17 protein-coding genes are annotated in these 18,729 nt (G+C 37.3%); 11 read left to right on the top strand and 6 right to left on the bottom strand.

Going from position 1 to position 18,729, the window contains the following annotated elements; genetic code table 11:
• The first annotated feature begins 96 nt into the window (after positions 1-96).
• The 3 genes from QPK98_RS10690 (at position 97) to QPK98_RS10680 (ending at position 3,296) form a co-directional block, all read left to right on the top strand.
• Positions 97-1,665, top strand: coding sequence for a serine hydrolase (locus QPK98_RS10690; RefSeq protein WP_310993318.1), 1,569 nt, complete (start codon positions 97-99; stop codon positions 1,663-1,665).
• Positions 1,666-1,793: 128 nt separating this feature from the next.
• Complete coding sequence (locus tag QPK98_RS10685) at positions 1,794-2,249, top strand: Na(+)-translocating NADH-quinone reductase subunit F (RefSeq protein ID WP_310993317.1); 456 nt, start codon at positions 1,794-1,796, stop codon at positions 2,247-2,249.
• Between the two features lie 474 nt (positions 2,250-2,723).
• Positions 2,724-3,296 (top strand): GNAT family N-acetyltransferase, encoded by a 573-nt coding sequence (locus QPK98_RS10680; protein WP_310993316.1) that lies wholly within the window; start codon positions 2,724-2,726, stop codon positions 3,294-3,296.
• A 5-nt stretch (positions 3,297-3,301) separates the two neighbouring features.
• Here QPK98_RS10680 and QPK98_RS10675 read toward each other — a convergent pair whose 3' ends face one another.
• From QPK98_RS10675 to porZ, 3 genes are all read right to left on the bottom strand, one after another.
• Positions 3,302-3,853 (bottom strand): ferritin, encoded by a 552-nt coding sequence (locus tag QPK98_RS10675; protein ID WP_310993315.1) that lies wholly within the window; start codon positions 3,851-3,853, stop codon positions 3,302-3,304.
• A gap of 102 nt (positions 3,854-3,955) precedes the next feature.
• Positions 3,956-4,675: a DNA repair protein RecO gene (gene recO, locus QPK98_RS10670; RefSeq protein WP_310993314.1), complete on the bottom strand. Its 720-nt coding sequence runs from the start codon at positions 4,673-4,675 to the stop codon at positions 3,956-3,958.
• Positions 4,675-6,972: a type IX secretion system anionic LPS delivery protein PorZ gene (gene porZ / locus QPK98_RS10665; RefSeq protein WP_310993313.1), complete on the bottom strand. Its 2,298-nt coding sequence runs from the start codon at positions 6,970-6,972 to the stop codon at positions 4,675-4,677. Before porZ ends, recO begins: the two co-directional genes overlap by 1 nt.
• Before the next feature lie 414 nt (positions 6,973-7,386).
• Here porZ and QPK98_RS10660 point away from each other — a divergent pair, with 414 nt between their 5' ends.
• On the top strand, positions 7,387-8,187 hold the full coding sequence (locus QPK98_RS10660) for a THC0290_0291 family protein (RefSeq protein ID WP_310993312.1): 801 nt from the start codon (positions 7,387-7,389) through the stop codon (positions 8,185-8,187).
• Positions 8,188-8,445: 258 nt separating this feature from the next.
• On the opposite strand, the gene QPK98_RS10655 is transcribed toward QPK98_RS10660, so the two are convergent.
• Positions 8,446-9,588: a cystathionine gamma-synthase gene (locus QPK98_RS10655; protein ID WP_310993311.1), complete on the bottom strand. Its 1,143-nt coding sequence runs from the start codon at positions 9,586-9,588 to the stop codon at positions 8,446-8,448.
• 178 nt (positions 9,589-9,766) lie between these two features.
• Here QPK98_RS10655 and QPK98_RS10650 point away from each other — a divergent pair, with 178 nt between their 5' ends.
• Together QPK98_RS10650 and QPK98_RS10645 are read left to right on the top strand one after the other, a co-directional pair.
• A complete protein-coding gene (locus QPK98_RS10650) occupies positions 9,767-10,525 on the top strand; it encodes a DUF3298 and DUF4163 domain-containing protein (RefSeq protein ID WP_310993310.1) in 759 nt (252 codons plus the stop codon).
• 9 nt (positions 10,526-10,534) lie between these two features.
• Complete coding sequence (locus QPK98_RS10645; protein ID WP_310993309.1) at positions 10,535-10,891, top strand: arsenate reductase family protein; 357 nt, start codon at positions 10,535-10,537, stop codon at positions 10,889-10,891.
• Positions 10,892-11,349: 458 nt separating this feature from the next.
• Here QPK98_RS10645 and QPK98_RS10640 read toward each other — a convergent pair whose 3' ends face one another.
• The gene (locus tag QPK98_RS10640; protein WP_310993308.1) at positions 11,350-11,832 is read right to left on the bottom strand and encodes an acyl-CoA thioesterase; all 483 of its coding nucleotides are present in this window, start codon (positions 11,830-11,832) and stop codon (positions 11,350-11,352) included.
• A gap of 137 nt (positions 11,833-11,969) precedes the next feature.
• Here QPK98_RS10640 and QPK98_RS10635 point away from each other — a divergent pair, with 137 nt between their 5' ends.
• From QPK98_RS10635 to QPK98_RS10615, 5 genes are all read left to right on the top strand, one after another.
• Positions 11,970-12,935: a YheT family hydrolase gene (locus tag QPK98_RS10635; RefSeq protein WP_310993307.1), complete on the top strand. Its 966-nt coding sequence runs from the start codon at positions 11,970-11,972 to the stop codon at positions 12,933-12,935.
• A 70-nt stretch (positions 12,936-13,005) separates the two neighbouring features.
• Entirely contained in the window at positions 13,006-13,863 is an 858-nt protein-coding gene (locus QPK98_RS10630; RefSeq protein WP_310993305.1) for a YicC/YloC family endoribonuclease, read from the top strand.
• A complete protein-coding gene (gene gmk / locus QPK98_RS10625) occupies positions 13,864-14,433 on the top strand; it encodes a guanylate kinase (RefSeq protein ID WP_310993304.1) in 570 nt (189 codons plus the stop codon).
• Positions 14,434-14,463: 30 nt separating this feature from the next.
• The gene (gene nadD, locus QPK98_RS10620; RefSeq protein WP_310993303.1) at positions 14,464-15,045 is read left to right on the top strand and encodes a nicotinate (nicotinamide) nucleotide adenylyltransferase; all 582 of its coding nucleotides are present in this window, start codon (positions 14,464-14,466) and stop codon (positions 15,043-15,045) included.
• Between the two features lie 336 nt (positions 15,046-15,381).
• Positions 15,382-16,386, top strand: coding sequence for an NAD(P)H-dependent glycerol-3-phosphate dehydrogenase (locus QPK98_RS10615; protein ID WP_310993302.1), 1,005 nt, complete (start codon positions 15,382-15,384; stop codon positions 16,384-16,386).
• A 124-nt stretch (positions 16,387-16,510) separates the two neighbouring features.
• Here QPK98_RS10615 and QPK98_RS10610 read toward each other — a convergent pair whose 3' ends face one another.
• Positions 16,511-18,658 carry a prolyl oligopeptidase family serine peptidase gene (locus QPK98_RS10610; protein WP_310993301.1) on the bottom strand — a complete coding sequence of 716 codons (2,148 nt, stop codon included), beginning with the start codon at positions 18,656-18,658 and terminating at the stop codon, positions 16,511-16,513.
• Between the last annotated feature and the right edge of the window lie 71 nt (positions 18,659-18,729).

Raw genomic sequence — 18,729 nt, 5'->3', positions numbered from 1 at the left:
AATAGCTATAGATTTCTGTCCAGTACTTTAAACAGTGCTATTTTTAAAACAAAAAAGATTTATACCTTTAACCTTTGCTTTACAAAATCTACATTTATGAAAACCTTTCCTACCAAAATCTTACTTCTATTTCTTTCTGTTCTATTATTTAATTTCTCGGCTTATTCGCAAGCTTTGAGTAGTACACAAATTGACAGTCTGGTTGAAAAAACCATGAAAACCTTTGACGTTCCAGGAATGGCAGTGGCGGTTTTAAAAGACGGGAAAATCTATCATAAAAACACCTATGGTGTACGCTCTCAAAAAACAAATGCCGAAGTAAATGAAAACACACTTTTTGGAGTAGCCTCAAACACCAAAGCATTTACTGCTGCAGCACTTGGGCAACTTATTGACCAAGGAAAACTCACTTGGGATACAAAGGTAAACGACATTATTCCTGAATTTAAGCTATATGATGCTTATGTAACCAGCCAATTTACGGTGCGGGATCTTCTTACCCATAGAAGTGGTTTGGGTCTTGGCGCGGGCGATTTAATGGTTTTTCCGGCATCAAACACCACAACGTTACCAGAAATGATACATAACATGAGGTATTTAAAACCCGTATCTTCTTTCCGCTCAAAGTTTGATTATGACAATTTGCTCTATATCATTGCTGGCGAAATAGTTGCCCGTGTTTCTGAGCAATCTTACGACGATTATATTAGGGACAACTTCTTTAATCCGCTTGGCATGAACCGTTCCTTACTTTCTATTCCTAAAATAGAAGCAGATAACAATAGAATTGACGGCCACGCCCCAGTAGATGGAAAACTGGAAATTACCGGATATACCTTTACGCAAATTGCTACGCCAGCAGCCGGAATCTATGCGTCTATCAACGATATGAGCAAGTGGGTAGAAGCCCAACTGAATGAGGGAAAATACGGTGCCCAATTGAAGGATAGCCTTTTTAGCAAAAAAGTACTTCGCGAAATGTGGACGCCTCAAACCATATTACGATCGGGGAGAGGGCCTTATAACACACACTTTTCTGCCTATGGCTTAGGCTATTTTTTAAGCGATGTAAATGGTTATTTTCAAGCAACCCACACCGGCGGCTTGTTGGGAATTGTAAGTCAGGTAACCATGATTCCAGAACTAGATTTGGGAATAATCGTTCTTACCAATCAACAGAGCGGTTCTGCGTTTAGGGCTGTTACAAATACTATAAAAGATGGGTATTTTGGTATAAAGGATAAAAACAGGGTAAAACAATACAACGAACGTCGCTTGGCAGGAGAACGCAAAGCAGATAGCATTGTTTCTGCTGTGGAAAGTGACCTTGCCGCCCAACTGAAGAGCAAAGCTCCTAAACCAGACCAAGCTAATTATGTTGGTACGTTTACCGATCCTTGGTTTGGCGATGTAATAATCAGTAACCCGAACAAAAAACTTCACTTTAGAGCTGAAAAACTTTCCGATTTAACTGGAACTATGACTTTTTATAAAGGTACAACCTATGCGGTTCGTTGGAACGATCCTTCCCTAAAGGCAGATGCATTTGTTACTTTTAGCTTAGATACCGAAGGAAAGGCCAATGGTTTCACGATGAGCCCGATCTCTCCGTTGACAGATTTCAGCTATGATTTTCAAGATTTAGATTTTAAGAGAAGCGAATAAAGGGCTAAGCACCTTATTTTAGTAACTTAAAAGGCTTCACTACTGCTTCGTTTTGCCAAAAAAATCTAAAATTCCCTTGACTTCTTCCATACATTTAGTAATTTCATAGGAGATTAAAAGGATGGAAGATGAAAACCACAAAAAGACTGGATGAGGCATTAAATAAACTCTATACTGCATTTCATAACGGCACCTTAAATGCAGAATGTAGTAATAACTGTGCTGTTGGTAATATTTGTAACAATACCGATACGTGGAAACACCTTAGTGATGGTCACGGCTCGTTACAGTTAAATTATGTGGGTTTGGTACATCAAAATCTAGGTAGAACGTTTCACGGTTATACGCCCTTGGAGCTTTTAAAAATTGAAACTGCATTTTTAAAGGGATGTGGCTATATGCTTCCGTTAAATCATAAAAATCCAAAACCGAAAAATCCCACTTCCAAAGAGACTTTGTTTAATGGATTGTGTTCCACGGTTGAAGTTTTATGCTTTCTTGATGGCATTGATAATGTTATGGATTTCTACCCGCTTATGCAGGGTGAAATCACCAACAATAGCAGCTTAGAAACCGTATATTAAAAAGTCTCCCCAGCATTCTGTCTTTGGACATCCAATTATTATATTTTAAAATTGAATCCACTTCAGGGTTCTTTCTAAATTGCAATATCCACCCCACACGGCACTGTGTTTATTTAGGGTTGTTAAAATTAAATTCCGTCAACGTATTCCATTGTGGACTAATAGTAAAATTCACTAATAAGCCCAAAGGGGTTAAGTTTGATAAGCTCGAATATAATCGAAATAAAGTGAAGGCTTTATAAGAGGAAAAACATATCTGTTTTAAAAAACACCACTCAAATCAACATAGACCACTAATTGTCAATCTGTTAAGAGTCAAGTCTTACGTCTTTCAGAGTAGCGATCGTAAATCTGAGTAGGATACGACTATTTTTTAATGAAAATATTTTTTTGATATGGAAGTCTGTCATAAGAAACTGTTATACTTTTGTTGTCTTTTAAATTGAGGAACTTCATAATTTTGCAACTATGGAAATGGAAAGAACAAAAAATATAAGGCCAGCCCGTCTGGAAGATTTTAAGCAAGTAGCGCCGTTAATTGTGCAGGCTATGGAAGATCTGGCATGTACTTTTACCAATGCTTCTACAATTGCAGATACATACCCATTATTTGAACATTTTTTTCAGGAAACAGCCAATCAATACAGCTATGAGCATACTTTGGTATATGAAGAAGGTGAAAAAGTAATCGGTTCCATAACATTTTATGATGGCGCCTTACTTCCAAAATATCGAAAACCTTTTTTAGCATACATCGCTAAAAACTACGATGTGAGAAATCTAGTGATTGAAGACGAAACAGTACCAGATGAGGTTTATATAGATACGGTTAGCGTTTTGCCAAATAATCAAGGCAAGGGAATTGGCAGAAAACTAATAGCTGCTGCAATTGCCCAATCAAAAAACGAAAACCATAAAAAAATAGGCTTGTTGGTCGATTTTGAAAACCCCAAAGCCAAAAAATTATATTCGGCATTGGGATTTGAAAGTACTGGTAAAAAACAGCTTGGCAACAATGTTTACGAACACTTGCAACTCGCGCTTTAAAAGTTTTATGGATTCTCCACATCTGCGTTTCTAGCAAGCTCAGCCTCGTCTTCTTTTTGACCAATTTGGCTGTCTAAATACAGCAATGATTCGCTTGTGGCTTTAGAACCACCGGCAACTTTAAGCTTATCCAATAAATCCATTACCAGCGTTTCTTCCTCTATTTGCTCTTTTACAAACCACTGGCCAAAATTCCAGGTAGCCCAATCTTTTTCTTCATGCGAAAGACTCACGATTTCATATATGGCTGTGGTGTTATCAACTTCGTGCTGAAAAATTTTTTCGAAGCATTCCTGAAGGTTTTTTGGATTTTCTGGCGGGGCTGAGAGGGCAGTGATTTTAGCTCTTCCTCCGCGCTCTTGGATGTATTGAATAACCTTCATCATGTGGTCACGCTCTTCTCCAGAATGCCTAAAAAGTAAATCTGAGACTCCTGCATAACCTTCGCTGTCGGCCCAAATAGCATAAGCAAGGTATATTTGCGCAGCTTCACCTTCTTTTTTTACCTGTTTATTTAAAATGTCTGCAATGGATTTTGATAGTCTATTTGTTTTCATAATTTACGATTTACCTATAAATTAATGAATGTTGCCCAAACTTCCTTCTGCCTTAACAATATGTTAGCTGAATTTTTTTCTCTGGAACGTTTATGGTATTGACTATGAGAATAGCTGATTAAGCACAGCGAGCGATTTTGGCTTTCTATATCCTTGCACGTGAAAGCTGTAATACGAAAGCATTAAATCTAATACATTTTGACGCGCTGTTTTGGAAAGCTTAATGGTGTTGAGAGTTTCTAAATCTACATTGAAAAAATGCTTAAAGTTTTCTACTTGAGTACCTTCTATACAATAGTTACTGGTTTTTGAAGACTGAAAGCCTCCTTCCATTATGTTGAAATATTTATTCTCAATATTTGAAGCATCGGGATAAAAGCCCAGATACATACTGAGCTGCAATAAAAAGAGGATGTGGAAATTTGCAACTTCTTCACTTTGGTCAAGCCAGTTAAAAGAATTTTTCAAAAATGCATACAAGGTTTTATTAGGTTCCTCTTCTCTGATTGTATTCTTTAGCATTTCAGATAAAAATAGAACCAAGCCTGTCTTTACAATATTTGTATGAAGGGTTTTATATGGATCAAAAACCTTGGCTTCCTTAATATACTCTAGGCTTCCCTTGTTTTTATGATTTGCTATTAGCTCCAGTTGGGTAAGGGGTTGAAAGTACGATGATTTTAACTTTCCTTTTTTAGACTTTAGTATGCCGCGCAACAAATAGCTTTTAATTCCTACAGCTTCCGTGTAGCAACATACAATAAGATCTGCTTCTGAATATTTTAAAGCCGAAAAAACGATAGCATTGGTAGCGACAAGCATTAGCGAATAATCATTATTTTTGAAACCTTCGTTTCCATACTGTCATCGGTAGTAACCAGAACTAAATAAACTCCAGATTGCACCTTGTATTTTCCAAAGGCTGTAGTATCCCAAAGAACGCTCCCACCTTGCGAAGTTTCTTCAAAAACCAAATTCCCAGTAATGTCGGTTATTTTTACATTCGCCTTAGCGGTAAGGCCGTCAATGGTAACATTTCCGTTAAACTCTGGACGCACTGGATTAGGAAAAGCATGTAGGTTGTCTAGATTATCACCAGGTGCCGTGGCAGTGCCTTTATAGGCAACAAGACCATGGGTGGTTGCAAAATATACAACTCCGGTAAACGGATCTATAGCAATGTCTTGCACATTATTAGTGGGTAAAGGCGAATTATCTTTTGTAAAGCGCATCAAGGTTTCCTGACCATTGGGCGATAGGTAAAAAACACCAGAAGTGGCCGTGGCAATCCATTTATTATTAGAGCCATCCACTTCAATATCGGTAACAGATTGCTCGTATAATAATTCTTGCGCTACGCCATTTTCAAGTATGATTATAGCTTGGGATTCTGGAACTACGCCTTGCTCAAAAAAACTTCCAGGGCTGTAAAGTACCCGTAACCCCTTGAGAGTACCAATCCATAATCTGTTTTGGGCGTCAACGGCAATGGTTTTTACCTTGGTAGAAGGTAAATTACCAGCCCCTTGTCCTTTCCCCATTTTATTGAAGGTATTGGTGTTGGTGTTATAACCAATTAAACCGTTTTTATAGGTACCCACAAAAATATTATTACCCCGAGTCACCACCAAGTCTGTTAAAGCAATTTCGTTTTCGGCATTGATGATACTTGACACATCAAACTTTTGAAACTGCCCGTTAGGGGTTAACTTAATGATTCCTTCGTTTATTCTACTTTGTGCAAACCATAAGTTATTTTGCTTGTCAAACTGGGAGCCGTAAAGTCTAATTCCGGCGTCATTACTTCCGAGGAAAGCTTTTTCTAACGCACTGTTGGTTTCGTTGTACAAAACCGTAGGAGTGCCTTCCACAATTTTTAAAAGCCCCTTTTCATAGGAACTCATATAAACCTCATCAAAATTTTCAGGATTTATAGATACTTTTACCAGATCTGTTGGTTCTCCGCCAACAGCCAGACTCAAATCCTCGTATGAGGTATTGGTCCAAATCGTATCTTTTAAATGGCTAATTCCATTTGGCGAGAGTGGGTATGGGTTATAATCAACATCTACTTCTCCAAAACTCACCCATAATTGTCCAGGAGAAGCATCAATGGCAAAGGGCGAGTTCATTATAGGGCCATTTGGTAGCACTTGTGTGGGAAGCGTACTTCCAAAGGGAACAATTAAGAGTCCGTCTTCCTTGGTTCCTAAATATAAATTATTGCCGAAACCATAACCAGCCTCCAGATTTAAATCAAATTCTTGAATACTTGTTGCCGAAGCTTCTTCAATAAAGCCTTCGGAATAGGAGTATACGGCGTTGGTTGTTGTAATGGTTAGTAAATTATCAGCAGCCCTAAATTTTTGGATATTTGAGCTATAGCTTTCCACCGCTGTAGTATTGCCTTCTGGGGTAAAACGCAACACGGTATTTGATCTGTTGGAAGCATAAAGCTCAGAACCTACTTGCCCAACAGCCCGAAAGCCTCCGTTAATGATGGTGGTCCAGTTTCTATAATCTATTAAATCATCGTCATCAACCATTGCCCTGCGCATTCCATTGCCTTTGCTCGCAGCAAAAATATAGGGTTCTTGAACAATAGTTTGTAAAATGTTTATTTGTCCTCCGCCGTCACCAATAAAATAGGTGTCGCCAAATTCAAGACGCTCTAGATCGTAAACTGAAATTCCGTATTGGGTGGCAATGTATAGTTTGCCATTGTGTTCATCAAAGTTATTGATGCGTTTTTTATTGGGTGGGATGGTCTGTTTTTCAAAGATATCAACAACTTTCAAAATGTCCTCCTCATTTTCCCGCACAACATCCATCAACCCGTTTTCATAACCAATGATCAACAACTTATATTCTTGGCTGTAATGAATACTGGAAATAAACTCGCCTGAAAGCCCATTTATGGTTGAAAGGGTTGTGATTTCCAAGGTTGAAATGTCATAGCTAAATACAGCATTTTCTGCACCTACATATACCTTATTGTTTCCATGTGAAATATCTTTTACGGAAACATACGAGAAGTGACCCGTCCAGCGATCTTCAAAATTCTGGGAAGTCACCAATAACGGGATCAAAAAAAGGAAAGCATTGGCCAACCACTTCATATAAAATTGGTTTTGTTTATTAACACACGAAAATACTATTTATTGCAGTATTAGGAAGTAAAATGCCTATACCAATATGCAATCTCTTTTAATTATAGATTGGTTTTTTCTTAAAAAAGGCTCTAAATTCGGTGTTATTAATCGCTGTCCTAATAATTTACCATTGAGGCAAGTGGTTTTTTTTTAGATTTTGTAATGTTTTCTTTATATCGTTCTTGTTGAGATGTTAAAGCTAATATTTGATGCTAAAATTATTGGATAAACCCTATTTTGTGTAGAATATTATCAATAAATATCTGCTTTTCTTAAATCTAATTCGTGTTTTTTATCAATTATTGAAATAGAAGTATTAAATTCACGTGCTAAATATGATTTTATATATTTGCGATGTTAAAAGCTAAACTTTCCCTAATAATGAATACCAAATTCTTATTAATGGTGTTTTTACTCTTGTTTTTTTCAAAACAAGAGGCTTTTGGGCAATTTGATTTTTCACATGAAATTGGAGTAATAGCGGGTCCGGTTGTTTTTTACTCCGATTTTGGGCAACGAAAAAACTTTGAGACCAACTCAAACAACGTTGGTTATGGGGTTGGGATAGTGCATTATCTCAATTTTGTTTATTCGAATGATTTTAATATCTACAATAGATATTCGTATTTTAATGACCATTTTAAGATAAGGACTGAAATTAATTATCAACAAACCGAGCTAGAGCATTATGGACGTTGGGTAAGTCCTGACAAAACCTCATTATTCGCAGACCAACTTCGAGCTATGAGGGGTTCTGTTTTAGTGGTTGAAATTGGCGCACAGCTTGAATATTACCCAATGAGTATTCGCGACTTTCAGGCGAACGGGAACAGATGGATGCCTTTTTTGGGCTTAGGAATGCATTATGTGTATTTTAATCCAGAGGTTTCTTCTACAATGGGAGGGTTAAATACCCCAATCACGACACCAGATAAATATTACAATTCATTTCAAAAAAATGCTGGCTCTACCGCTGCCTTAGTAGGAGGTGTGGGTTTGCGTTATAAACTAAGTAAGTTTACTGACTTGATGCTCGAAGGTCGTTGGCAGTACTATTTTTCAGATTATGTTGATGGGCTTAACCCAACCGAAGAAAATAATGGAATGCGCCCCGTTCCCGAGAATAAGTCTAACGATTGGATATATTGGTTGACTGTTGGGTATATTTATTATATAAATTAGTAGTGTCCGATTAAAATAATTAAAAAACCACTTGTTTCAACAATAGTAAGCTTTTAGAATAATATTAAAATATAACACCTTGCTATTGAGATTCCAATAAAGGATAAACATTTTAAAAATATGTATAACGGAATTAACATAATTATCAAGACTTTACAATTCTAGTCGTACGTCGTTAGTCATCTAGCGAAGCGGTCGTACATCTTTGTCGGACACTAATGTATATAAATTAAACATACCTAGTTAATCTTTTAAAACCTAGCCAATCGCCTGCTTTAAATCGGCAATTAGGTCATCAATATCTTCAATGCCTACAGATAAGCGGATTAGCGCATCTTCAATGCCTACCTTTTCCCGGTCTTTTTTTGAGATGCTGGCGTGGGTCATACTGGCAGGATGCCCTGCAAGGCTTTCTACCCCACCAAGGCTTTCGGCCAAAGTAAATATTTTGAGGTTTTCTATAATTGCAATAGCTTCTTTATATTTACTTCCTTTAGGTACAAAGGAAATCATACCACCAAAGTCCTTCATCTGCTCCTTGGCAACTTTGTAATTGGAATGGCTTTCAAAACCAGGCCAATACACTTTTTCAATCTTTGGATGCTGCGCTAAATAATGTGCCACTGCTTTTCCATTTTCACAATGGCGCTGCATACGTATATGTAGGGTTTTTAAACCGCGTAATACCAGAAAACTATCTTGTGGGCCGCAAATGGCGCCACTTGCCTTTTGGATAAAATATAGTTTTTCTGCAAGTCTTTCATCTTTTACAACTAAAGCCCCCATGACTACATCACTATGGCCGCCAAGGTATTTTGTGGCACTGTGCATAACAATGTCGGCTCCTATATTTAAGGGTTGTTGTAGGTATGGAGTGGCGAACGTATTGTCAACCGCAAGCAGTATGCTGTGCTTTTTGGCAATATGGGTAACCTTTTTTAGGTCAATAATATTCATCATTGGGTTGGTTGGTGTTTCTACCCAAATGAGCTTGGTGTTTTTGTTTATATAAGTTTCAATTTTATCGGTATTTTTCATTCCTATAAAGTGAAACTTGATGCCAAAGCCTTCAAAAATTTTAGTAAACAAGCGATAGGTTCCGCCGTAAATATCGTTTGTTGAAATTACTTCATCACCGGGCTTTAGTAGTTTCATAATAGCATCTATTGCGGCTAGACCACTGCCAAATGCAATTCCGAATTCACCATTTTCAATACTTGCCAAATTTCGTTCTAGCGCAGCACGGGTTGGGTTTCCACTACGCGAATAGTCAAAACCTTTATGGCCTCCAGGCGTAGTTTGCGAATAAGTAGTGGTTTGATAAATTGGTGGCATTACCGAACCATAGGCTGGATCTATATTGTCTTGCCCACCGTGTATAGTTTTTGTGTTGAATTTCATAGGTTATATTTTACGAATGATATTGCCGTTATAAAAAGAGCAATTATAGGCTTTGCCTTTGAGCTATAATTTACGATTTAATATAACTTTCACAATCGCCGATTTTAAAGTTGTTACTTTTGAAAAACAAATGTAACCGTTTCACTAGCGGTAACTAATTAATTATTTTTCTTACTATATGAATCATAAATTTACGCTCCTTTTCTTTATTACCGTACTTTTTGTAAGTTGTAACGAAGAAAAAGACATTGAGATTGCTGCACAAAGCTTTACCGAAAAAGAGCTTTCTATTTGCCAGAATAATGAATGCCCAGAAATTACAATCAATTATGTTGAGGTTTTTGGGAACGAAAAAATTTCAGAAAAAATAAATAAAAAGCTTGATGATTTTATCTTTAGCACATTATTAATGGGTGAGGATAGTATCCCTACGGCCAAAACTATTAATGAGGCGGCTTCAGATTTTGTAAAAGCGTATAGGGCGGATAAGGCAGAGTTTCCAGATATGGCAGGTGAATATTTTGCTGAAATTGCTGTCAATGAAATTTATACAACGCCCAAGCATATTTGTTTTGAATTGATTCAATATCTATACACGGGTGGCGCTCATGGCTATGGCACTACTTCGTTTTTAAATATTGATCCTGAAACGGGCAATGAGCTTACCCAAAACCAGCTATTTGTCAATAAAGAGGAGTTAACCAATTTTGCAGAAAAGAAATTCCGAAAACAGCAACATATTGGCGACGAAGAATCTATAAATGCTACTGGATATTGGTTTGAAGATGATAAATTTTATTTGCCCGAAAGTACAGGATTTACAAAAGATAGTTTAATATTTATCTACAACCAATACGATATTGCTAGTTATGCCGATGGCCCTATTGAATTGAAAATAGCCCTAAAAGAAGCGGAGCCTTTCTTAAGTATTGACTAATTTTACAGTATGCAAAAAGTATATTATTTATCGAGTTGTGACACCTGCAAAAGAGTAATGAAGGAAATTGATATTCCGTCTTCTTTCATTAAACAGGACATCAAGGTGCAAGGCATTACTGAAAAAGAGTTGGATGAACTGTTCAATGTGACCAACAGTTATGAAGATCTATTTAGCCGAAGAGCGAAATTATATAGGGAGCGAAACCTAAAAAACGAAAAGCTTTTAGAGCAAGATTACAAAAACCTGATTTTAGAGCACTATACCTTCTTAAAGCGTCCCGTTATTGTAAATAATGACGAAATATTTATTGGTAGCAGTGCAAAAACCGTTGCAGCTGCAAAAGAATCTATTCGTGCAAATTGATTTGGTTCTATGTTGAATATAGTGGGTAGATTAATTTTTATTAATAAAAATAGGTCTAACCGTTAAAATTGAATCATGTAAATATAATTGTTCATTTTTTTCATTGCCAAAAAAACGTGTGCATTACTCTCATTCGTGCCCCACTCGTCGTATGCAAGTAAAAGGCTAGGCTGAGCAAAACTTTACTAAAAATTTCCCTCGTTGCCGCGCAAACTAAAGGCTCACATTTGTTCGTTCAAAATAGTTATTGTTTTAATATCGCTAAGATTAAAATTATCTGAGCGGCTGGCGCTAGTTTGCTTAATCCTCCACTCTCCCGATAACTATCGCGGATCATTTTTTACGTAAACTTTTACTAGGCCCAAACAGTACTTATAAAATTTTGATCTTTGAAAAAGATTACCCCTTGAAACAACATAGAGCCATTGATTTTGCTATAGCCTAAAAGCTTTTAACGTTTAGGATTCAGCTAAATCTTTAGGACGCTCGCTGTATTTTCGGGTGTCTTCTTTTGTAAGGATTTTAAAATCATCTGTTCGTTCAACAGCGTCAAAATTGGCTAAAAGTTCTTGTGGAAGCCCGGCAAGCTTGCGTTCTTTTAAGTTAATCCATCCGCCCATCATTTCGCAGCGCGCAAAGTTTTTACCTTTTTCGTCATAGAAATTGTGAAGAAACTGAAAATACATACCATCTTCCGAAATTCCTTTTAATTGAAGCGATACGCGAACTGGTTTCCCTGGAAATACCTCACGGAAATAATACATGTGTTCGTAAAAGGCCACAGGGCCTAGATCGTATTTTGCCAAATGGCTTTGATCCAAACCGTTCTCCAATAAAAAGCTCATTCGCGTGTGGCTCATGTAATCTATATAGGCGCTATTGCGTAGGTGACGATTGGCATCAACATCACTCCAGCGAATTTCAAATTGTTTTGTGTACATCCTTAATTTTTTTTACAAATTTAAATTACTTTTGTTATGCAAGCATAGTAAATTTGTTTAGTTTCTGTTAAATATTTCCCTGAGACACTATAATTGCTGTTATTTTAAGCTGGTTCACATTTATTCCCTGTTTAATTATGCCATTAATTCCTAGCACTTTTAATCCGCCGTCAATTTTTAGGAATGCCCATATTGCAACTATTTATTCGGCTAAACTTAGGCCTTCTCCTGTCTTGGTACAAGAGCGGGAACGCATATTCCTGTCTGATGGTGATTTCTTGGACATTGATTGGTCTTTTGCTAAAAAACCATCGCATAAGGTTGCAATCCTACTACACGGGTTAGAAGGTAATGCACAACGTACTTACATGAAAGGGCAAGCAAAAGCATTAAATGATGCGGGCTGGGACATTACTGCAGTCAATCTTAGAGGTTGTAGCGGCGAGGCAAATGTTTTATATAAATCGTATAACGCCGGTAAAACAGACGATCTGGAAGCGGTAATCAACACGGTGTTGGAAAGAGACAAATACAGCCAAATTGCCCTAGTGGGCTTTAGCTTAGGCGGAAATTTACTTTTAAAATATCTGGGCGAACGGAATTCTATTCCGAAGGAAATAAAAATGGGGGTTTCAATTTCAACACCATTAAGTTTAAGAGGCTCTTTGGAAGCATTGAGCAAATTTGAAAATTGGGTTTATCGAAGTTCATTTTTGAAAAACCTTCGGAAAAAGACTAAAGTGAAAATGGAGGATTTCCCTAAAATGATGACGCGTTCCGATTATAACAAAATCACTTCGCTCCTTGCTTTTGACAATATTTATACTGCGCCAGCCCATGGTTTTAAAGATGCGTTTGATTATTATGAAAAGAATAGCAGTCTTCAATTTCTTCCAAATATTAAAATACCCGTTTACATTTTAAACGCTAAAAACGATACTTTTCTTTCAGCGGCATGTTACCCAACCCAATTGGCTTCAGAATTTAGGAATATTTATCTTGAAACGCCCAAGTATGGTGGGCATGTAGGTTTTCATAAAACAAATAAAATGTATTATAGTGAAGTGAGAACAACATCGTTTTTGAGTGAATTAATAACTTAATAATCAGCGGTTGTTATCCACGCTTCACTACGGACTATTTTACTACCTTTGCGCTCATAAAAACAGGAATATGATCCAATCCATGACCGGATACGGCAAAGAAGTTGTTCAACTGCCGTCCAAAACCATTACTATTGAAATAAAGTCGCTTAACAGCAAAGGGCTAGACCTCAACGCGCGCGTACCTTCTGCATATCGTGAAAAAGAGCTTGAAATACGCGATTTACTTGCAAAGTCACTGCATAGAGGAAAAGTTGATCTTTCGCTTTATATTGAGGTAACCGGCGAAAATGTTACAACAAAATTGAATGAGGGAGCGGTAAAACAATATATTGCACAATTGGCAGATGTAGTTAACGGTGATCCTGTAGAGCTTTTAAAAATGGCGGTAAAAATGCCAGATGCTCTAAAAACCGAGCGCGAAGAAATTGATGAAAAAGAATACGATGCTATTTTAAACGGAATTGAAAAAGCACTGGAAGCCATTAACCAATACAGAGCTGATGAAGGAAACGTTTTAGAGCAGGATTTTTTAGCGCGTTCTAAAAATATTTCGAATTTGCTGGATGAGGTGGTTACGCTAGATCCGGAACGAATGGATGCGGTAAAAGAACGACTCCGTAAGGCGGTTGCCGATATAAAGGAAAAAGTAGATGAAAACCGGTTTGAGCAGGAACTAATCTATTACTTGGAAAAATACGATATTACGGAAGAAAAAGTTCGACTTAAAAACCATTTGGACTATTTTGAACAGGCGCTTAGCTCAAAAGATTCCAACGGAAAAAAATTAGGATTTATTACCCAAGAAATTGGGCGAGAAATCAACACCATTGGCAGTAAGGCCAATTATGCTCCAATGCAGCAAGTAGTGATTCAAATGAAGGACGAGCTCGAAAAAATTAAGGAACAAGCATTAAATGTACTTTAGATGGCAGGAGGAAAATTAATAGTGTTTTCGGCACCTTCCGGAAGTGGCAAGACAACAATTGTTCAGCATTTGCTAAAGCAGGAAGACCTCAATTTAGAATTTTCTATTTCTTGTACTTCCCGCGAGGCTCGCGGCGATGAAAAACACGGGGAGAATTATTACTTCATCTCTTTAAAAGATTTTAAACAGCACATAAAAGATGGTGATTTTCTCGAGTGGGAAGAAGTGTACCGCGATAATTTTTATGGTACGTTAAAAACCGAGGTAGAACGAATTTGGAGTCATGGTAAGAATGTAATTTTTGATATTGATGTGGCTGGTGGACTTCGTATTAAAAAGAAGTTTCCCGATAAAACTTTAGCTGTTTTCGTTAAACCACCTAGTATTGATGAGCTTAAAATTAGACTTAAAAAACGAAAGACCGAGAGCGATGAGCGTATTAATATGCGTATTGCAAAAGCTTCGGTTGAGCTAGCAACGGCACCGCAGTTTGACAATATTATTAAAAACCATGATTTGGAAACTGCACTTGCTGAAGCCCATGAATTAGTAGCAGGCTTTGTAAAATAATAAATGTGTAATATGCAAAATCAAAAGCATATGAAAAAAATAGGGCTATACTTCGGAACATTCAACCCCATACATACTGGGCATTTGATTATAGCTAATTATATGGTAGAATATAGCGATTTGGATGAGGTTTGGTTTGTAATTACACCACATAACCCGCATAAGAAAAAGAAATCGCTATTAGAAGACTATCATCGCTTAGCAATGGTAGAAAAAGCCGTGGAAGATTTTGAAAAGTTGCACGCGAGTAATATTGAGTTTAGGTTACCACAACCCAACTATACCGTGGATACGTTGGCTTACCTCGAGGAAAAATATCCAAAGAAAAACTTTTGCTTAATTATGGGTGAGGACAACCTAAAAAGTCTTCATAAATGGAAAAATTACGAGGTGATTTTAGACCGATATTCAATCTACGTTTATCCTCGTATTTCTGAAGGTGTTGTTGCAACTCAGTTTGACAATCACGAAAAAATTCAAAAAGTAGATGCCCCTATAATTGAACTTTCCTCAACCTTTATACGAAAAGGGGTTAAAGCTGCAAAGAATATTCGGCCTATGGTTTCGCCGAAGGTCTGGAAGTATATAGATGAGATGAACTTCTACAAATAAAAACCGCCCGTTGAGAATAAACCCAAAGAGCGGTTCTAACTAAATAACCAACCAAAATCATTGAAACTTCATTCGTATTGATTTCAAACTTTATCTCAACAATCAGCCGTAATAACGGCAGCGAGCAATTAAAGATTGTATCTCCATTCTTAAGCTACTGTTAAATCTTTTAGAAGTATTTGTGTACTTTTGAAGTAATGGTTTAATTGTTTCCTTTACAATGTATAGGGAACGAAGGTTTTAGGAAAGCTAAACCCGTGTAGAGAGAACACTATAATTTTAGAATAAAAGCTATTTTAGTGTTTTGTGGAAAAATTGAACTTCTAAATTAAATAAATGTCAGAAAAACCAAAATTTGCAGTCTTTGGCGGTGGAAGCTGGGCGACAGCAATTGTAAAAATGCTGTGCGAGAATCTAGATCAAGTGGGCTGGTATATGCGCAGTGAAGAAGCTATAGCGTTTATAAAGGAGCATCGCCATAACCCAAACTATCTAAGTTCGGTTGAATTTAACTTAAACCAGTTGAAGCTCAGTAATGATATCAATGAGGTGGTTGCGGATGCAGAATATCTTATTTTTGTAATTCCCTCTGCATTCCTACACCAGGAGCTTGATAAATTGACGGTACCTTTAGATAATAAGGTTATTTTTTCTGCCATAAAGGGAATTGTTCCTGAAACCAGTTTGATAGTTGGCGATCACTTTAATACGCATTACAAGGTGCCTTTTAATAATATTGGTGTTATTTCGGGGCCTTGCCACGCTGAAGAAGTGGCGTTGGAAAGACTCTCTTACCTCACCATAGCTAGTGCCGATACTGAAAAAGCTAATACTGTGGTAGATGTACTGAGCAGCGACTATATTAATTGTACCACCAGCGACGATGTACTTGGAATTGAATATGCCGCTGTACTGAAGAATATTTATGCAGTTGCTGCAGGAATTGCCCACGGACTAGGATATGGCGATAATTTTCAAAGTGTGTTGATGAGCAACGCCATTAGAGAGATGAAGAAATATGTAAAAAAAGTCCATAAAATGAAACGCGATATAAACGATTCGGCTTATTTGGGCGATCTCTTGGTTACGGGTTATTCTATTTTTAGTAGAAACAGAACTTTCGGAACAATGATAGGAAAGGGCTACACGGTTAAAAGTGCCCAATTGGAAATGAACATGATCGCTGAAGGATATTACGCCACAAAGAGTGCGTATAATCTAAACCAGCAAAAAGGAAAGAAAAAAGCAAAGACCCCAATAATAAATGCGGTTTATGCTATTCTTTATGAAAATAAAAACCCTAAAAAAACATTTAGAAAACTGAGTAATAAGTTAAATTGAAAACGTAAAAAGTCCCGCTAAATTAGCGGGACTTTTGCTATTATTAAAGCTACATGTTGATTGCCTAACCTTGGTTCTAAGTTAGTGTAGCAAGTTTGTACTCCTAACAAAACAAGATTGCGTTTTATTTAGCATTATTTGGTAAATTTTCATACCCCATATTATAGAGGGTGAATCCGAAAATATCGGCGTATTGCTCAATGGTTTTGCTCACTGGTGTTCCTGCGCCGTGACCTGCGTCGGTTTCAATTCTAATAAGCACGGGATTGCTTCCAGCTTGTTTTGCCTGTAGCTCGGCTGCAAATTTAAAGCTATGTGCCGGTACAACTCTATCGTCATGATCGCCAGTGGTAATTAAAGTAGCAGGATATTCTACTCCTTCTTTTACATTGTGAAGTGGAGAATAACCTTTTAAGTATTTAAACATTTCTGCACTGTCTTCTGCGGTGCCATAGTCATAAGCCCATCCAGCGCCAGCAGTAAATGTATGATAACGAAGCATGTCTAACACACCTACAGCTGGTAGGGCAACTTTCATTAGGTTTGGTCTTTGCGTCATGGTAGCGCCAACCAATAAACCACCATTAGATCCTCCGCGAATTGCAAGATAGTCGCTTGAAGTGAAGTTGTTCTCAATTAAATATTCACCTGCAGCTATAAAATCGTCAAAAACATTTTGCTTGTTCATTTTAGTACCTGCATCGTGCCATTTTTTACCGTACTCACCGCCACCGCGTAGGTTTGGAACGGCATAAACACCACCTTGTTCCATCCAAACTGCATTTGCAATACTGAAACTTGGAGTAAGGCTAATATTAAACCCGCCATAACCATAAAGGATCGTTGGGTTTTTACCGTCCATTTTCAGTCCTTTTTTGTGGGTAATAATCATTGGAACTTTTGTTCCATCTTTTGAAGTGTAAAAAACCTGCTGGCTTTCAAAATCGTCTGGGTTAAAGTCTATTTCAGGTTTTATAAATAACTCAGAAGTACCATTTTCAATGTCATACTTATAGATGCTTCCTGGAGTTACGTAGTTTGTAAAGGAGTAGTACAGCTCCTTTTCTTCTTTTTTCGTTCCGAAGCCACCTGCAGAACCTACGCCTGGAAGTTCTACCTCACGAATTAAATTACCATCGTAATCGTATTGCTTTACTTTTGAAACTGCATCTACCATATAATTGGCAAAAATATTACCTCCACCAGTGCTTGGTGTAAGTACATTTTCGGTTTCAGGAATTAGGTCTTTCCAGTTCTCGGGTGTTGGGTTAGTGGCATCTACGGTAACCACTTTCTTGTTTGGTGCATTTCTATTGGTAACAATATAGAGTTTGGAACCAACGTTTTCAAGCACTGCGGTATCAGTGTCGGTATTGTCTAAAACTGTAATGAACTTTGAATCTGGCTTCGTTAGATCTTTTATAAAAAGCTTGTTCCCCGATGTGGAAATACTAGCCGAAATTATTAAATAATTGTTGTCTTCGGTTACAGTAGCGCCAACATAACGGTGCTTTTCTTCGGGTGTTGCACCAAAAACTACTTTGTCTTCACTTTGTGGCGTTCCTACTTTATGATAATACACTTTGTGTTGATCTGTTTTAGCCGAAAGCTCACTTCCCTCTGGCTTATCATAACTAGAGTAATAAAATCCTTCTTCTCCTTTCCAAGAAAGGCCGCTAAATTTTATGTCGTGTAAGGTATCACCAACAAGTTCTTTAGTTTCGGTATTCATTAAAAGTACTTTTCTCCAGTCGCTTCCACCTTCAGAAATACTATAAGCAAGTTGGCTTCCATCTTTAGAGAAACTGGCTGAGCCTAATGAAATAGTGCCATCTTCCTTAAAGGTGTTAGGGTCTAGAAATACTTCTGCCGAGTCTGGATTTTCCCCAGTTTTATAGCGATAGATCACATATTGGTTTTGAAGACCGTCATTTTTATAAAAATAAGTGTAGTCTCCTTCTTTAAATGGTGCACTTACTTTTTCGTAATTCCAAAGGTCTGAAAGTCGGTTTTTTAGGTCTTCGCGAAAGGGTATTTTATTTAAATAGTCGTGTGTTACTTCATTTTCGGCTTTTACCCAAGCTGCAGTTTCATCGCTGCGATCATCTTCCAGCCAACGGTAAGGATCTTTTACCTCCTCGCCAAAATAGGTGTCAACGGTATCAACTTGTTTGGTTTGTGGATAGTTCAATGAACTTGCCTCTTTTTTAGATTCTTCTTTACAGCCAACCAACGTAAGGATTAGGACTGCAGGGATAATTGAAAACTTCATAAAATGTGATTTGGTTTTTGAGAGAAGCAAATGTACTGATTTTAAGTTAAATGTTGATATTGTAGCATGTA

Source organism: Aequorivita marina (assembly GCF_031631895.2).
Taxonomy (GTDB): domain Bacteria; phylum Bacteroidota; class Bacteroidia; order Flavobacteriales; family Flavobacteriaceae; genus Aequorivita; species Aequorivita marina.
This window is presented reverse-complemented; position numbering and strand designations above follow the sequence as displayed.

Excerpts from the sequence above, each read along its gene's own strand:
- QPK98_RS10690 (WP_310993318.1), top strand. The coding sequence starts at position 97 with ATGAAAACCTTTCCTACCAAAATCTTACTTCTATTTCTTTCTGTTCTA.
- QPK98_RS10685 (WP_310993317.1), top strand. The coding sequence starts at position 1,794 with ATGAAAACCACAAAAAGACTGGATGAGGCATTAAATAAACTCTATACT.
- QPK98_RS10680 (WP_310993316.1), top strand. The coding sequence starts at position 2,724 with ATGGAAAGAACAAAAAATATAAGGCCAGCCCGTCTGGAAGATTTTAAG.
- QPK98_RS10675 (WP_310993315.1), bottom strand. The coding sequence starts at position 3,853 with ATGAAAACAAATAGACTATCAAAATCCATTGCAGACATTTTAAATAAA.
- recO (WP_310993314.1), bottom strand. The coding sequence starts at position 4,675 with ATGCTTGTCGCTACCAATGCTATCGTTTTTTCGGCTTTAAAATATTCA.
- porZ (WP_310993313.1), bottom strand. The coding sequence starts at position 6,972 with ATGAAGTGGTTGGCCAATGCTTTCCTTTTTTTGATCCCGTTATTGGTG.
- QPK98_RS10660 (WP_310993312.1), top strand. The coding sequence starts at position 7,387 with ATGAATACCAAATTCTTATTAATGGTGTTTTTACTCTTGTTTTTTTCA.
- QPK98_RS10655 (WP_310993311.1), bottom strand. The coding sequence starts at position 9,588 with ATGAAATTCAACACAAAAACTATACACGGTGGGCAAGACAATATAGAT.
- QPK98_RS10650 (WP_310993310.1), top strand. The coding sequence starts at position 9,767 with ATGAATCATAAATTTACGCTCCTTTTCTTTATTACCGTACTTTTTGTA.
- QPK98_RS10645 (WP_310993309.1), top strand. The coding sequence starts at position 10,535 with ATGCAAAAAGTATATTATTTATCGAGTTGTGACACCTGCAAAAGAGTA.
- QPK98_RS10640 (WP_310993308.1), bottom strand. The coding sequence starts at position 11,832 with ATGTACACAAAACAATTTGAAATTCGCTGGAGTGATGTTGATGCCAAT.
- QPK98_RS10635 (WP_310993307.1), top strand. The coding sequence starts at position 11,970 with ATGCCATTAATTCCTAGCACTTTTAATCCGCCGTCAATTTTTAGGAAT.
- QPK98_RS10630 (WP_310993305.1), top strand. The coding sequence starts at position 13,006 with ATGATCCAATCCATGACCGGATACGGCAAAGAAGTTGTTCAACTGCCG.
- gmk (WP_310993304.1), top strand. The coding sequence starts at position 13,864 with ATGGCAGGAGGAAAATTAATAGTGTTTTCGGCACCTTCCGGAAGTGGC.
- nadD (WP_310993303.1), top strand. The coding sequence starts at position 14,464 with ATGAAAAAAATAGGGCTATACTTCGGAACATTCAACCCCATACATACT.
- QPK98_RS10615 (WP_310993302.1), top strand. The coding sequence starts at position 15,382 with ATGTCAGAAAAACCAAAATTTGCAGTCTTTGGCGGTGGAAGCTGGGCG.
- QPK98_RS10610 (WP_310993301.1), bottom strand. The coding sequence starts at position 18,658 with ATGAAGTTTTCAATTATCCCTGCAGTCCTAATCCTTACGTTGGTTGGC.